Below are 14,902 nucleotides of genomic sequence, written 5' to 3'. Positions count from 1 at the left end.
CTAGCTGACTAACTGACGCTGTAACGACCTAAGCTCATTCAATGAGCGCACGATATAGAGTTGTTTACCACTGGCGATGTGTTTTAAGTTCTGTTCAAACTCATCATTCCAAAACTGTCGAGATAGTTTTAGGTAATGATATGACTGACGTGTGCCTTGTATTATCGAACACCCTTTTGGCCACCCTTCTGGGGTTTTAAATAACCCCTTAATTGCGCGCTTTGTCACAAGCCAGTAGCTGATCCAATAGGGTAAGTCGATATAAATAAGTGTATCAGCGTGAGCTAGACGCTGCTTGAAAGATCCCAACGGACCCAGCCCTTCTAAAATCCAGCTTGGCTGCCGTAGAATTTTGTCATGGCTCTCATCAAACTGCGTTTGTGAGAGTTGGCTGCCATCTTGATTAAACACCATGATATCTAATTGGTGCAGAGGTAAGCCTACCTGCTTTGCTAAATACTGACTAAAGGTCGACTTGCCACTACCAGGCTTGCCAAATACGGCGACTTTTTTCATTTATTTTCCTTAATCATTTGTCTCCCAATACCGCATAAAAAAACCCGCCGTATTGGGCGGGTTTGATAAAATCTGTGCAGATCAAATCCCACCATTCCTATGGAATGATGATAATGTGTCGAATATTCTGATTAATTATTTTGTGCATTTTATCAGCATATCTGTACCTATATTTTTTGTCAAAACTGTTTTTATCTACAGGTACTTTTCCATCAAAATTAGAGACTGCCCTTGATGAGGCGCGGTTTTAAATTGTTTATAACCCAATTTATTATAGATATGTAACCCACGCTGGTTTGACTCAAACACATCCAGCCAGATCCTTTGAGTATCAAACTGCGTCATACAGTACTGCTCCATTTGTACAATCGCTTGCTGTCCAATTCCACGAAACTTGCTATCGACCACAATTCGCCTGAATTCAACTTCTCTGTTGGCTTGTCGCGCTAAGATGATAAATCCGGATAAAACCTTATGCGATAATATTGATAAGTAAATGACATCCTGCTTGTGCATTTCAGTTTGATGTTGAGCTTTTGTATAGGGGAGAATGAATTGCGCGGTATCATTGTACTGCTCCATCTCGATGAAGGCATCAATATGTTCTGCAAGAGAGGGTATGAGTTTAAGCATGATTTGTGCTGCTGATTTTTTATTCGTATATGAATTAAGAAAGTTCTATAGCTTAAAGAGGAACCTAAGCCCCTCTTAACCATTGCATCAGCACTATTTGCGTACTGCAATCGCTTCAATTTCGATGTTTACATCTTTTGGCAAGCGTGCAACCTCAACACAAGAACGCGCTGGGTAGTTAGCAACTTGATGCTCATCGAAGAAATTACCATACACCTCGTTAACTGTACCAAAGTCGTTTAAGTCTTTAACGAATACAGTAAGCTTTACAATATCTGCAACACTCAAGCCCGAAGACTCAACCACAGCTTTAACATTCTCAAGTGATTGTCTTGCTTGATCAGCAATGGCTTCAGGTACTTCACCTGTCGCTGGGTTTACTGGTATCTGACCAGAAGTCATTACCATGTTTCCTAAGTCAACCCCTTGAACATATGGGCCGATTGCCGCAGGCGCTGATTCTGTATGCAAAACTTTAGTCATTTCAATTTCCATTTCAGGTTAGTTAATAAACTGCACTTATAGTCTATGCCTTTTAGCATTTTTTCAAGTAGTTGAGGTAGATTTATAGGCTAAGTAGAATCGAATGGATGGGTAGAGGGAACATCACTAAGCGAGTTTGAGCACCAAATCGGTAAGCAGTTCTGGCGTAAACGGTTTTGAGATGTAGCCATTGACACCCAGCGCTTTCATTTCGAGAATTTTTTCTGGCGTCGTATCTCCAGTCAACATAATCACTTTTGTATCTCGACATGAGGGGTTTTGCTTCATCCGTTTGATCAGCTCTACCCCATTAATTTTTGGCATGTTCCAATCTGTCACAATTAAATCGTAATTCTTATCCGACAATGCCAGAAGTGCCTCTTCGCCATTTGACGCTTGGGTCAACTCTTTAAAACCACGCTCTTGCAAGCTTTCGCTAATTAGCTCTCTCATAAAGTAAGTATCATCTACGATCAAAATCTTCATTGTCTTCCTTAGCGAAATAATTTTCGTTACACCACAGTTTGATGCTAGTAATAGCTTGCAATAATTGCAAAGTAAGACACCCTATTTAACTGCATTTGAACGCATTTTATGCAATTAACAATGATTTTCTGCAAATAGATGTAGTGATTTAAGCGCTTTTAAGCTCTCCAGTTTATAATCAGCGTGGTTAAACTTTTCACTATGGTACTCGTCGATGTGCGGCACAACTAGCGTACACATATTTGCAGCTTCCGCAGCACAAAGTCCGGTTGCGGAATCCTCCACTGCGAGGCAATTTTGCGGCGCAACGTTAAGCTTAGCTGCTGTATTTAAATACACATCAGGGCTGGGCTTGCCTGATTTTTCATACTCTGATGAACAACAAACTGAAAAATAATGTGCAATGTTTAGTTTGTTTAATACGACTGGGATCAGCACACTTGGTGCGTTAGTTGCCAATCCAATCTTTATCTGTTTTTCACTTAAAAATGCCAACGCATCAAGTACCCCAGGCAGTGCTTCACCTCGTCGCACAATGAGCTCAGATACTTTATTAACGACGTTATCCGCCACTTGTGAAATAGACTCTCCAACCCAAGGAGATGTCCGGTACCAAAACTCAGCAGCAGCAATTGTCGTCATCGATGCAGTCTTAGCAGCCAATTCCTCTTTAATATCAACGCCTAAACTGCTAAACACTTGCTTTTCTGCTTCTTTCCACATTGGCTCTGAATCAATTAACGTTCCATCCATGTCAAAAATCACCGCTTCGATCATGATGCCTCCTGAACAAAAACCACTTCAAATTCCTCACACACAATGGGCATATCTCGCTCAGGTTCAAAATCAGTATCAGCCAACTCTCGATGATAATAAGCCCAGTGAACACGCTTCCAATATGCAAGCGATTTATCTCCTTCACCTTCTGTATGCGCATAGGCTTCGCTAATTTGATTAAACGGCGTAATGGTCACTTTGGTGGTTTTTATAATACAGCGTGCCTCTCCTAAAAAGTTTGTTACTACATTTAGATCGCCTTCTTGAGGCAGTGATTCATTATTTGCCTCATACCACCATAAAGATGGTGAAGTTGCTTTTTTCTCTCCGGCGAGCACTAAAGCTAAACACGTATTTGCATCGTGCTCATTATCACAAAAGTGCCAACTTTCAAGCTTCTGCTCAGGTAAACCTTGTTCATAAAAATAACGTTTACATATCTGTGTAACTGAAGGGTGTTGAGAGTGATCAGCCAAACCATACTCCTTTTGGCAAATTAATGAATATGCACCAATCATAAAGACAGTCAGAACGAGAATAAACAGCAAAAATCGCTTTTTGCTGTTACAAATTAATCAAGCAAGCTTACGTGCTAGCGTGCGAGTTTCAACAAGCGCTGTTTCCAGTGAGGTTTGGTGACGTAAGTCCGCGAATTCTTGATACTCAGAGGCAATCTCAAATACTTGCTCACACCCTAAATACTTGGACAAGGTTTTAATATGCGGCGCTAAATGATTCATCGTCTCTCTTACCCCCCCTTTTTCAAAGCCAAACTCTCCACTTGAAGTGATAAGGACCAAGGTTTTCCCGCTCAAAATCGGCTCTAATGGAAAATCACCTCGTTGTAAGTCAAAGCTAAATGTTTCATGGATCCTCACAATTTGATCAAACCAAGCTTTTAATTGCGCAGGCATCCCATAATTATACATAGGGGTAGATATCACGATGATATCAGCCACTTTCACTTCTTGAATTAATTGATCTGATATTGCCAGCTTCTGACGTTGTTGCTCACTGCGGCTCTGCTGTGGTGTAAATACAGCACCTAACCAATCCTGATCAGTAAAAGGCGGTGGATTCATCCCCACATCTCGGTACTGATATGCTTTTATGGATGAGCTTTCTTTTAAATTTTCAATAAAACTGTGGGCTAAACGTTTAGAGATTGAATCATGGCTCGGGTTATCATTAATACGCTTTCTGATACTTGAGTCTATATGGAGTATTGAGTACATGGAGTTGCATACCTATTGTTGCTGTTCAATGGCTGCAATTTTGCTGTTTTTGGCATGTTACGACAAATGAAAAGAACCCAGTCATAAATAAGTTTTATTCATGTATAATTAAAATGACTTTCGTTTTTGGAGTAACCGATGACCAACGTATCAATGCAGGCACTTAAGGTCTTTGACGCAGCAGCACGTCACAGCAGTTTTAAACTCGCAGCCGACGAGCTAAACCTCACAGCAACTAACGTGTCTCATCATATTAAAAACCTTGAAACGCGTTTGGGCATCGAACTATTCATTAGAAAAACACGAGAAGTCACACTGACAACAGCTGGGGCTGATTTGGCAAAAGCCACTGGCTCTGGGTTTAGCACCATAGAGCGGGCGCTTCATCAGCTAGTAGAGCAAAGCAAGTGTGTTGTGGTACACACCACCTCATCCTTTGCAGCCCAAATGCTGATACCAGCCTTAAGAGACTTTGCGAAATTAAACCCAGATATTGATATATCGGTGATCACCGGCGAACATCTGATTCATGATAATCAGGCTATTACCATTCGGTTTGGTGATATTAGTCATGTTGAAAAGCGTCAAATCCTCTCGATTGAGCAATTTAATTTATATGTCAATCCAAACGTTGACGGCATAAATAAAAGTCCTGTTTTTATGCCCAAGTGGAAAAACCCATCACTTCCTGAAGCCCCCTGGCCAGCATGGTTAAGGCATAACCAGATGAACGATAAACAGTATGAGCTTATCACTTATGACCAAGAACTCTATTGCATTCAAGAAGCCATTGCTGGCGCTGGCTTTGTGTTTGCCTCGCACAGCTTAGTTAGCATGCTTGAGCAAAACGGCGTATTAACTTGTTCAGCTCACCAACCTGTTTCCTCAAATTTAGGATATTATTTGTCCTCGCAAGAAGTACGCTACAGTCAACAACAACACATCTTTGTTGACTGGCTTAGAAAGCAATTTATCTAAACATGTATTTATTTCTATGGTAGTAAGTTCAAACAGGCCGATCTGTAAAACGCTTTATCATGCAAAATACAACCGAACTCAGCGCGGACTATCATGCCTTCAAAAAAAGTCAGTAGCATCTCGGCATGTTCTTGTGCATTAACTTGATTTTCACCCAGAGCACGAATAAATAAAGACAACAGCCACGCTTTATGACCGACGGCAATTTCACTTGGTTTTTGCTTTGTGCACTTAAATTCTGATTGGGCATGCATAAACATGCACCCCTTAAACTGCGGCGACTCAAACCAATCAAAATGCCAATCTAGAATGGCTGAGATTTTATCCTTCGGACAGTCATGCGCACTGATAACCTCATCAAGCATTTGCTCAAAACGCGCATGCCGCCTATGCAACACTGCCTCCACTAATCCCAGCTTATCGCCAAAGCGACGATACAAGGTGGTTTTGGACACTTTGGCTTTATCTCTTATCAGATCAACACCAACCACGTTAAACCCATGCTGGTTAAATAAGTCTTCTGCCACATCCAAAATATGCTGCTGTATATCCATGTTTTTTTTGCCAAAAAATTACTTGTCTGGAAGTGTACAAGTCTGTACTCTTTTTGACAAGGAGTGTACAGACTTGTACACCATTGAAAATTACAGCGCTAATATAAAGAGATAAAATGAGTAGATTAACTGATATCACAAAAGGTTTTGTTGGTGGTTTTTTGGGAATTTGGGGATTAGGTATGCTCTCTTCGTTGGTGCATCACCCGCTCTTAATGGCCCCATATGGCGCCACATGTGTATTGCTCTTTGCGGTTCCTCACTCCCCGTTATCAAGGCCAAAAAATGTCATCGGCGGGCATTGCCTTTCAGCTGCCATCGGCTTGTTTATGTTATTTTTATTTGGCTCAAGCCTTCTCTTCATGGCCATTGGTGTTGGGTTAGCAATTGCCTTAATGCAGCTATTCAAGGTGGTTCATCCGCCAGCAGGCGCTACCCCGCTTGTCATCATCATGGCTGGCAATACACACATCGACTTTTTATTGTTTCCAGTTTTGAGCGGCTGCTTATTCTTGGTTGCACTGGCCAGTCTTTTGAATTTAACGTACGTCAAATGGCAAAAGACGACATGCTCAACAGAAACCATCATTAAATAAAACTTTCTTTAAACACTGGATAATATGTATCAATAAACACACAATAAAACTTCGATAAAATCCAAGCGCTTTTTTTAACGCTTCATCGTTTAAATCGACTAACACGCTAACAACAGGAATTTTTATGTTTGAGTCTTTTAACCCAACACCACGTATATTAATGGGTCCAGGTCCCTCTAATGTATCTCCGAGAGTTTTAGGCGCCCTATCTAGGCCAACTATTGGTCATTTAGACCCGCAATTCATCGGCTTAATGGACGAGATAAAACAGCTCCTGCAATATGCATTTAACACACAAAATGCCTTTACTATTGCCCTATCTGCGCCAGGCTCTGCGGGAATGGAAGCCTGTATTGTGAATCTCATCGAGCCCGGTGATAAAGTCATTGTGTGTATTAATGGTGTATTCGGTGGTCGTTTAAAAGAAAACATAGAACGCGCAGGTGCCCAAGCCATTGTTGTCGAAGATAAATGGGGTCATCCAGTCTCGATTGACAAGGTAAGTGATGCCTTCAAAACGAACCCTGATGCAAAAGCTTTGGCGTTTGTGCACGCAGAAACCTCAACCGGTGCCCGCAGTGATGCAAAAAGCTTATGCCAAATTGCACAGCAATATAACGCGCTAAGCATCGTAGATGCTGTCACTTCTCTTGGCGGCAGCGAGCTTAGAGTTGATGAGTGGGGTATTGATGCAATCTACTCTGGCTCTCAAAAGTGCCTATCATGCGTACCGGGGATCTCTCCTGTCAGCTTCAGTGAAAAAGCAGTTGACGTACTTAAATCTCGTCAAAGCAAGGTGCAAAGTTGGTTTTTAGATCAATCCTTGGTGATGGATTATTGGTCTGGTGAAGGCAAACGCAGTTACCATCATACTGCCCCGATTAACTCATTGTATGCGCTACATGAATCCTTACTTATGCTCAAGCAAGAAGGGCTAGAAAACACATGGCTACGTCACCAAAGGTTACATGAACAGCTTCGTCATGGCCTTGAAAAGCTCGGCATTGAGTTTTTAGTTGATGAAACACATCGCCTACCTCAGCTCAATTCTGTATTAGTGCCGGATGGGGTTGATGATACGCAAGTCAGATCAACTTTATTAAGTAAATACAACCTAGAGATCGGTGCAGGACTTGGCCAGCTTGCAGGGAAAACATGGCGCATAGGTTTAATGGGCAGCACAGCCAATGAACAAAACGTGGCCTTATTACTTGCAGCCTTAAAAGAAACCATCAAGTAAAAATATCTTGCAGGGACAATCATTGTCCCTGCACTTTAGCTAGTTACTTACGAGCATACAACACACCCAAAAAGTGTAGACCAATCAGCCACCACAGAGTGTCAATGAGCATTAAATGAATGTCTAACATCTTGGCATAAAAGCGTCCGTCACTGCTAATCGCATCAGAAAGTTGCATACCAAATAATTGAATAACCACTTCGGCGTTTATCGCCATACCCAACCCTGTGATCACCAACCCTGATAATATTAAATAAAAACATGCATGTACGCCTTTTACTAATCCCAAATGGAATGTATTGCGCATGGGTTGACGGGGAAGCCTGTTTGCGAACAACTTTTCCCAGCCAAGCCGTGCCAAAATTAAACCAAAGACCCCCAGCGCCATGACTGCATGCGTTTCAATCGCATCTTGACGGTGTAGTGCCTGACCTTTTATACGGTAATCGATATTGTGAATTTGCGTGCCCATATTCATTAAAATAAATAGGATCAAAAAAGCGGCAAACCAGTGAAGGGAACGATCGATAAGATAGTGCTTATTCTGCATAAAATAATCCTTTATTTCTTAGTCAAGACCCTATTTATATTAGCGGCAAGAAATAAAGTTTCAATATTTTCTGAAAGGTAAAAAAGAGGGTCCATTTCGAACCACTCTGGTTGATTGCTAACTATTCGTTACGGTGTCACACTGCAGTCTGTTAATTTAACCCAAGCTTGCGCATCTTGTTCTGGCGAGTCTTGCGTCCACCAACTCGCCTTATAAATTGCGCCCTTGAATGTCACTTGATTATCTCTCACATAGGTGTTGCCAGCTTGCCATTGCGGTGAGCGACAAAGTGGTGAAAGCGTGCCAAAAAAGCCAGTGATAGAGTCCAACTTTAAGTTTGATGCTGTCCCATAATCAACCCCTTCGGCTATGGTGACAGCACCATCAAATGCTGAAATATGCCAATTAAATCTTATATTTGTACTTTCAACACTGCCATGTATTTCAACATTTGACACCAAAGTGGCATCAAAAGGCCAAAGTCCAAAGTCACGCATTTGCCCCTGAAATCCACCGATCCAATTACTGACGCTTTGCGCATCGTTAACCAAAAACCCGGCAGTTGTTGGGTCTTGGTAACGAAAACCTGGGTTAGTCGCGCGCTCCAAGTTACTCACTCGCTCCCCCTCTTCCAGAATATTCCAAGTACTCATATACGTAAGCACATTCTGTTTGACCTGCTCTACTTGTGCTGCTGTTAAAGGCTCCGCGCTCGCATTAAAGCTGAAAAACCCTGAACCTAATAAAACTAAACCTGCTTGAATAGATTTCATGATGACTCCTAGTCGTTGTATTTATCACCTTTTTAGTTTTAAAGCGCTGCAAAAAAAAAGATTCCACCTTGATAAAAGAGGAGTTTTTTGAATTAATAAGCATATGTATCAAATAATTACACTTGTAAATTTAGCTAAACTGACAGTTCAAATTGTGTATTGTCACGCTCACTAAGGATAAATCGATTATGTGGCTTGAACTACAACAAGAGTTTTATCTCGTTTCGTGTTTATTAACCTTGTTTTGTGCTGGCAAAATGCAGAGATACGAGCGCAGCTTTCATACCCGTTTACCATTTTTGACTCTAGCAAATTGCGTTTTGTTGCTGATCCCATTTACCAGTTATCTTCAAATTAAGTTTAATATTCATGCACCTTTGCTTTCTCAGATAGCCAATAACTGCATCATGTTATTTTGTGGCCTTACTTATTTATTTTATCGATATGACGCAATACCCAAACTCAATACGATATTGCTACATTGCACGCCTTTTTTTGCTTTTCTCATTGTCAAACTCGCCGACTTTCATACTCAAACTGCACTTATGTATGTTATCTATTTTGGTTTAATGTTCAGCTACGTAACAGCGATATGGCATAGCCACAAAGCAGCCAAAATGACCACACTAAAAAGCAGTAAATTATTGCTGTACTGGGTCATATTTGTAATTGCGCTCAATGGGGGTGTTGCCATCGCATTTTTAAGTAATTCACCACTGACTTATCCTCTATGGCTGATTTTAAACATCAGCGTTTGTATTTATTTAATGGCGTGTTCTTTCACCGCTGTTTATCGCATTCAGCAAACTTACCTAGCTGAACCCGTCATTACGCCAATATCAGAAAAGCAACTACAGCTCAGCTCCTCGGTTGCGCAAAGCTGCATTGATGAACTCAAACAGCTACTAGAAAAAGAGCAAGTATTTTTAGACAACCGATTGACACTTGCGCAGCTTGCAGACCAGCTTGGACTGACTCAACATCAAACCTCAGAACTGTTAAATGAGCATATGAATATAAGCTTTTATACATTGCTCAATGAGCACCGTATCAACTTCGCTTGTGAGCTACTCAAAAAAAGTACCGAAAAGGAAAATATCACTCAAATCGCCCTTGATAGCGGCTTTAATAATAAAAGCTCTTTTTACATGGCGTTTAAAAAGCAATTAGGCACGACCCCAAGCAAGTGGCGCGCTCAATATGCGTAAGCTATAAAATCAGAGTTATAGATCTCACAGCCGCCCAAGACAAATACGGTGTAATTAAGTGTGGGTTCATTCATATCAGGTAAGGTTTTGTTTAGTAAAACAATATCGTACTAATGAACAGATAATAAAGAATGAAAAAGTACTTTATATACGCCTTAGGCGTGTCATTATTCAGCGCAGGCTTATTCGCATCAATGGTGAACCTCATTCGTTGTACATCTAACCCACTAATCGAAAAAGTTGAGTTAGATATCTTATTACTTCGAACCGCCGTTGTCGCCTATGATAAGCTCTTGAATAAAGAAATAAGTCAACTGCAAAACTTCTTTGAACTTTCTCAAACCTCTCCAGCTTTGCTCAAAGATGTACCACTCGATCCATGGGGTAAACCCTACGGCTTTAAATATTTAGGAGGTGAATCAAAAGCTTTTATCATTTGGAGTATGGGTTCACTTTACTTAGAGGAAGGCTTGATTATGTATTTATTCAAAGAAGAAGGTAATACCTACACACAATCATCACTCACATTGCAAAGTGATGAATTGAAGAATCACTATTGAGCATCCGTTACCGCATTTTTGGTATTAATTACTTTATTATTATCAGTATATCGACCAACAATACCTTGTTCGCCCTTACAAAAGTGAATAGCGACTATAAAGCCGCTAGATAGCAAAATACCGACCTACTTATACTGCTCAATGGTTTAAGAGATACACACTTAACAGCATCAGCTTCTGGCAGATTCTGTTGCCGCACACACATAAGCCCAAGCTTGCTGACCTGATTGAAACTGCCCTGCTATCCTAACGTATTCATCTACCTCGTACTCATCTGCCTGCATCAGCTCCTCTGTTGTGATTTCAAACACTGTGCCCTCAACAATATCTGACGCGCTACCTGTGTATTTCAAAATCGGGTGGATATCTTTACCACTGGTTTTAATCACCTCAGCATCGGTAATTTTAACCTCGGATAGCACATAGCCAACAAGCTGGTCTTTTGCGCCTTTTAGCTTGCGACCAAACGTTTCAATTTGAACATGTTCTAACTGCAATGTGCCATATGAAAACAGTTTTTCCATTTTTCGGTCTCTCTCAGTAAATAAAATAAGCGATGAGGCTGCGAATTTATATCGCGAAGCATTAAAGTACAAGCTTCTGATTAGATTAATAAATAATTAAATATGGCAGGTATTATAGCGGGCTTTGTTAACATTGCTTTTTTAATCACGCCAACCGCAAAGCATGGATGACGTGATTGTAATTCAACCGGAAATAAAACGGCCTTAAATAATCGTCTTACGGCTTCTAAGTAGACACTTATCGTCTCTACTACATTCTAATTTAGTGTTGATCAACTCTTCGTACTTATCGACAAAGTAGTCTTTCGTTTCAACAGAGGCATCTTTAAAGCTGATGAACGACCCATACGTATGTGGAATATCATAGCTGCGACACGACTCAATCCAGTCTTGTGCTCTATTCTCATAAAAACGCGTGGCAATCTCTTGCTCTTTGCTCACTGGTTTATTCTTGTCAGGTTGGTCCCACCATGCTTGATATTGAATGGTAAAAGGTCGGTCTTGGTAAGGAAATGCGCAAGGCACCCTTTCGTTCAGCGGCGCTTTCAGTTTATTTGTGTAATACGGCCCACTTATTGCGCCAAGCGTAATATACGCAGACACGGTTGATTTACTATTTTGGTCAAAAAGCAAAGTCGACTGTAGAGATTTAACCAGCGCTTCTCGCCCTTGCTCATCCCAACCCGATGTTGGCATTCTTGAAGTAATTTTATGTGGTGCAGGTCCATCTGTTTCAAGCTCTATACCCGTACTGCGATCCCAGCTATCAAAGTTCAGAGCATAACCGCCTGCATTGCTGGCACTTGAGTGCACTTGCGCATCTGCATTGACCTTGTTATACAGTTCCGACAGAGAGTTCGATGCAGTCAATTGCGAAGATTGCCCTCCCGTCAGTCCAACAATTTTTGCCCATGCAGCCAATAACGCATCGCGCTCTTCAATGGTGCCACCAAAGTGTCCATTCATTTGCCAATCTAGTACAGCATCTTGACTGATTTCAGATGCGCAAGCCACCGCTTTGGCATCAACTTTTAAGTTAGTACCAATTAAGTTGTGATTTTTATCGTTTGCAATTAGATGCTCCCAAGCGGCAATAATGGTTGTGGCTTTAATATTTTCCAGAGCAGGTAACGTGTCTCTTTTAATCACAAAACTTTGTGCAATTTCTGGCAGCTCAAATGGTTCAAAGAAAAACTCAGTGACAATGCCATAACTTAGTCCACCACCGCCTCGTAGGGCACTTAAAAGTTGGCTATTATGCGCAGATTGGTCTTTATTGTGATGAGTTGCGCTTTGGCCAAGATACTCAATGGAGCCATCACCAAGTACAATGGTGGCGCCAATGAGTCGCTCACACCCCATGCCATATCTTCGTGTCCAAGGACCCCAACCACCACCCATAGTGTAACCAGCAATCGCCACCGTCATACACGTGCCATGCGGGATCCCAAGGTTATGTTTATCGAGCTCTTCTTTAATGCTAACGAATTTTGCGCCAGGCTGGATTCTAACTAATGATTTGTTCTTACTGACGTCGACTTGGCTCATGCATTCAAAATCGATTAGTACTTTCCCGGTGGCTACACATTCACCTTCGTGATCGTGGCCACCAGATTTAACAGTAAGATCGATCCCCTCTTTCTGTAAATACGCAATGAGCTCAGAAACCTCCTCAGTACTGGTCACCTGAACTACCGCGCTTGGTACAAAATCAAATTTTCGATTAAATACCCTACGTGATCGATTGTACTGACTTTTTAGATTATTAAAGTCGTCATTTGGATAAAGTACATTGCCCTTATCAACAAATGACTCAATTTTCTTTTTTTGGCATTGAGTTAAAAACATTGCGATGCTTCCTTTTGTTCAAGCTAATACAATGTCTTTATTGTGAGTCGAGGTATAAAAGAAAACTATTACAGTTTGTTACAGCGACTTTACCTTTGGTGGAATTAAAAATTCGCCTAAAACATTTACATCCTTAACTAAATACATGGAATATGAAGCTGAAAAACTTATCAATTGCTTTTGCTTTACTCATCACGGCGTTTTAATCTAAAGGACACCAATAAAGCCAAACCGGGGTCCCTTCTTTGCACTTGAACCTCACCTTGCTGCGACAAAACCAGTTCTCGAACAAGTGCTAAACCAATCCCCGTCCCTTTGGTATTTCGTGTGAGTTCACTGCTCCCTCGATAAAAGAGCTCAAATATTTTGTCCTCTTGCTCTTTGCTTATACCATTCCCGTAATCTCGGATCTCTAATTGAACCCTGTTCTGGTTTATTGGATGCGGTTGAAAAATAAAGTCAATTTTCTTTCTTGCAGGATCATTTATATTTGCAGATTCAAAAAACTTTATGGCGTTGTCCGTTATATTTATTACCACTTGCGTAAACGCGTCAGGCTCAATAAATGCCAAAACAGACTCAGGCTCTGCAAGAGCCATACTATGAACCTGTTTAAAACCATATTTATCAGTCAATGACGAAACTTTTGAATGAATGATGTTTTGCAATACCGACAATGGAGTATAGTCTGGCGCCACCCTTTGCTGTTGGCGTTCAAATGCAGACAATTGCAAAATATTGTCAATGAGCCTTGCTAATCTGTCACTTTCATCACAAATAAAGTCATAATATTCACCTTGATGTTCTGGCGAAGTAACCATGCCAGATTTAAGCATCTCTGAGTACATTTTAATGGAGGTAAGCGGTGTTTTCAGTTCATGACTTACCGATGAGATAAAATTAACCTTCTCTTCTGACAGGGCAAGCTGCTTAACACTAAAACGATAAAACCCATAACAAGCCGATACGATGGCAATTAATAAAATGCCATTAAAGATTAAACTAAATATGGTTGCTTCAGCTAATGGCATTGGCTCTGAGCTCACTGATATCGCATAATTTTTGTATGGCCAGTGCAGTTGAGCCTCGAAGAGTTTTTGTTGCCTATACTTATTCCCTAGTTCCTCAGGTTGCATCACTGTGGGTGCTCCCTCTGAAGGTGAATATATAAAATATGCACTGGGTACCCTCTCATCCACAGCTTTCAATGTAACTGCAATGGGCAAATTAAATCGTCTATTCTCTAGGATATCTATCACTTGCGGGTGCAAATACGGGTCACGTTTAACCACATAACCTTGCAAGACGGGCTGCTCCAAAACAGCCGCGACGCGATAAAAAATTAAATATTCAGGCAGGTCAAAATTCACATCAAACTGGCTTCTGTTAAGGTCTAATCCGGATGTCAGCATGCTCTTAAGCGACTCCGATTGAAATACTATGTGATGTACCGAGACCGCCATTTCGCGGCGCGTGATCGCCTCCAAAGTGCGTATTTCGTTAGATGTATCAGACAACGCATCAACTGTAATTTCATTTGGCCAAATAGGAGAATTAAAACGGCCTGTATGATCAATCTGAAAATACCCCACAAGCCCAGCTATATTCCGTGCACCATCAAGTTGTGCTAGTGGTGAAACGACTTTTTGCGTTTGCTTAGTTACAGGGTTATGAACATAGCGATAATAATTAAATGCATCTACCGGAATTTGATTGCTAACACTGGTCATCCGAAATAGCTTTCTATTTACTATCCTAACCAAATTACTGGCTTCTTTTTGATACTCAGACAGGCGGTTTTTTTCAGATTGCTGATAACTGACACAAAACAATAAAGAGAGAGGGATTAGTAGCAATAATAAGAGTAAAACCGCCGAGATCCTTAATTGTCTTAAACGCTCAGAATAGTTAAGTAAGCGCTTATTTTTTATAAAAGTCATT

Annotated in this window: 18 protein-coding genes; 5 read left to right on the top strand and 13 right to left on the bottom strand. The window is 41.0% G+C overall.

Annotated features, from left to right (window positions below; all coding sequences use genetic code 11):
• From JF50_RS12090 to JF50_RS12060, 7 genes are all read right to left on the bottom strand, one after another.
• Positions 1-516 carry an adenylate kinase gene (locus JF50_RS12090; RefSeq protein WP_039609727.1) on the bottom strand — a complete coding sequence of 172 codons (516 nt, stop codon included), beginning with the start codon at positions 514-516 and terminating at the stop codon, positions 1-3.
• 195 nt (positions 517-711) lie between these two features.
• The gene (locus JF50_RS12085; RefSeq protein WP_039609726.1) at positions 712-1,149 is read right to left on the bottom strand and encodes a GNAT family N-acetyltransferase; all 438 of its coding nucleotides are present in this window, start codon (positions 1,147-1,149) and stop codon (positions 712-714) included.
• A gap of 93 nt (positions 1,150-1,242) precedes the next feature.
• On the bottom strand, positions 1,243-1,632 hold the full coding sequence (locus JF50_RS12080) for a Rid family detoxifying hydrolase (RefSeq protein ID WP_039609725.1): 390 nt from the start codon (positions 1,630-1,632) through the stop codon (positions 1,243-1,245).
• Positions 1,633-1,758: 126 nt separating this feature from the next.
• On the bottom strand, positions 1,759-2,118 hold the full coding sequence (locus tag JF50_RS12075; protein ID WP_039609724.1) for a response regulator: 360 nt from the start codon (positions 2,116-2,118) through the stop codon (positions 1,759-1,761).
• 114 nt (positions 2,119-2,232) lie between these two features.
• Positions 2,233-2,895, bottom strand: a complete 663-nt coding sequence (gene hxpB / locus JF50_RS12070) for a hexitol phosphatase HxpB (RefSeq protein ID WP_039609723.1) — start codon at positions 2,893-2,895, stop codon at positions 2,233-2,235.
• Entirely contained in the window at positions 2,892-3,371 is a 480-nt protein-coding gene (locus JF50_RS12065; protein ID WP_039610141.1) for an ASCH domain-containing protein, read from the bottom strand. The genes hxpB and JF50_RS12065 overlap by 4 nt, the downstream gene beginning before the upstream one ends.
• A 99-nt stretch (positions 3,372-3,470) precedes the next feature.
• Positions 3,471-4,130, bottom strand: a complete 660-nt coding sequence (locus tag JF50_RS12060; protein ID WP_039609722.1) for an FMN-dependent NADH-azoreductase — start codon at positions 4,128-4,130, stop codon at positions 3,471-3,473.
• Between the two features lie 138 nt (positions 4,131-4,268).
• Here JF50_RS12060 and JF50_RS12055 point away from each other — a divergent pair, with 138 nt between their 5' ends.
• Positions 4,269-5,108, top strand: a complete 840-nt coding sequence (locus tag JF50_RS12055) for a LysR family transcriptional regulator (protein WP_039609721.1) — start codon at positions 4,269-4,271, stop codon at positions 5,106-5,108.
• A 14-nt stretch (positions 5,109-5,122) separates the two neighbouring features.
• Here JF50_RS12055 and JF50_RS12050 read toward each other — a convergent pair whose 3' ends face one another.
• A complete protein-coding gene (locus JF50_RS12050; RefSeq protein WP_039609720.1) occupies positions 5,123-5,662 on the bottom strand; it encodes a TetR/AcrR family transcriptional regulator in 540 nt (179 codons plus the stop codon).
• 116 nt (positions 5,663-5,778) lie between these two features.
• Between JF50_RS12050 and JF50_RS12045 the strand changes: the two genes are divergently transcribed.
• Positions 5,779-6,258 (top strand): HPP family protein, encoded by a 480-nt coding sequence (locus JF50_RS12045; protein ID WP_052262268.1) that lies wholly within the window; start codon positions 5,779-5,781, stop codon positions 6,256-6,258.
• A 124-nt stretch (positions 6,259-6,382) separates the two neighbouring features.
• Entirely contained in the window at positions 6,383-7,498 is a 1,116-nt protein-coding gene (locus tag JF50_RS12040; RefSeq protein WP_039609719.1) for a pyridoxal-phosphate-dependent aminotransferase family protein, read from the top strand.
• Between the two features lie 43 nt (positions 7,499-7,541).
• Here the strand turns inward: JF50_RS12040 and JF50_RS12035 are convergent, their stop codons facing one another.
• Together JF50_RS12035 and JF50_RS12030 are read right to left on the bottom strand one after the other, a co-directional pair.
• Positions 7,542-8,048, bottom strand: coding sequence for a cytochrome b/b6 domain-containing protein (locus tag JF50_RS12035; protein WP_039609718.1), 507 nt, complete (start codon positions 8,046-8,048; stop codon positions 7,542-7,544).
• 128 nt (positions 8,049-8,176) lie between these two features.
• Complete coding sequence (locus tag JF50_RS12030; protein WP_039609717.1) at positions 8,177-8,821, bottom strand: hypothetical protein; 645 nt, start codon at positions 8,819-8,821, stop codon at positions 8,177-8,179.
• Positions 8,822-9,009: 188 nt separating this feature from the next.
• Here JF50_RS12030 and JF50_RS12025 point away from each other — a divergent pair, with 188 nt between their 5' ends.
• Positions 9,010-10,029 (top strand): helix-turn-helix domain-containing protein, encoded by a 1,020-nt coding sequence (locus JF50_RS12025; protein ID WP_039609716.1) that lies wholly within the window; start codon positions 9,010-9,012, stop codon positions 10,027-10,029.
• 131 nt (positions 10,030-10,160) lie between these two features.
• The gene (locus JF50_RS12020) at positions 10,161-10,589 is read left to right on the top strand and encodes a type II secretion system protein GspG (RefSeq protein WP_039609715.1); all 429 of its coding nucleotides are present in this window, start codon (positions 10,161-10,163) and stop codon (positions 10,587-10,589) included.
• 170 nt (positions 10,590-10,759) lie between these two features.
• Here the strand turns inward: JF50_RS12020 and JF50_RS12015 are convergent, their stop codons facing one another.
• From JF50_RS12015 to JF50_RS12005, 3 genes are all read right to left on the bottom strand, one after another.
• A complete protein-coding gene (locus tag JF50_RS12015) occupies positions 10,760-11,113 on the bottom strand; it encodes a gamma-glutamylcyclotransferase family protein (RefSeq protein ID WP_039609714.1) in 354 nt (117 codons plus the stop codon).
• A gap of 204 nt (positions 11,114-11,317) precedes the next feature.
• Positions 11,318-12,961, bottom strand: a complete 1,644-nt coding sequence (locus JF50_RS12010; RefSeq protein WP_039609713.1) for an FAD-binding oxidoreductase — start codon at positions 12,959-12,961, stop codon at positions 11,318-11,320.
• A 185-nt stretch (positions 12,962-13,146) separates the two neighbouring features.
• Positions 13,147-14,901 (bottom strand): sensor histidine kinase, encoded by a 1,755-nt coding sequence (locus JF50_RS12005; protein ID WP_039609712.1) that lies wholly within the window; start codon positions 14,899-14,901, stop codon positions 13,147-13,149.
• Position 14,902: the final 1 nt, after the last annotated feature.

It is taken from the genome of Pseudoalteromonas luteoviolacea (genome assembly GCF_000814765.1).
GTDB lineage: Bacteria > Pseudomonadota > Gammaproteobacteria > Enterobacterales > Alteromonadaceae > Pseudoalteromonas > Pseudoalteromonas luteoviolacea_H.
The sequence above is the reverse complement of the archived record's forward strand: the minus strand, read 5'-3'. Positions and strand labels throughout refer to the sequence as shown.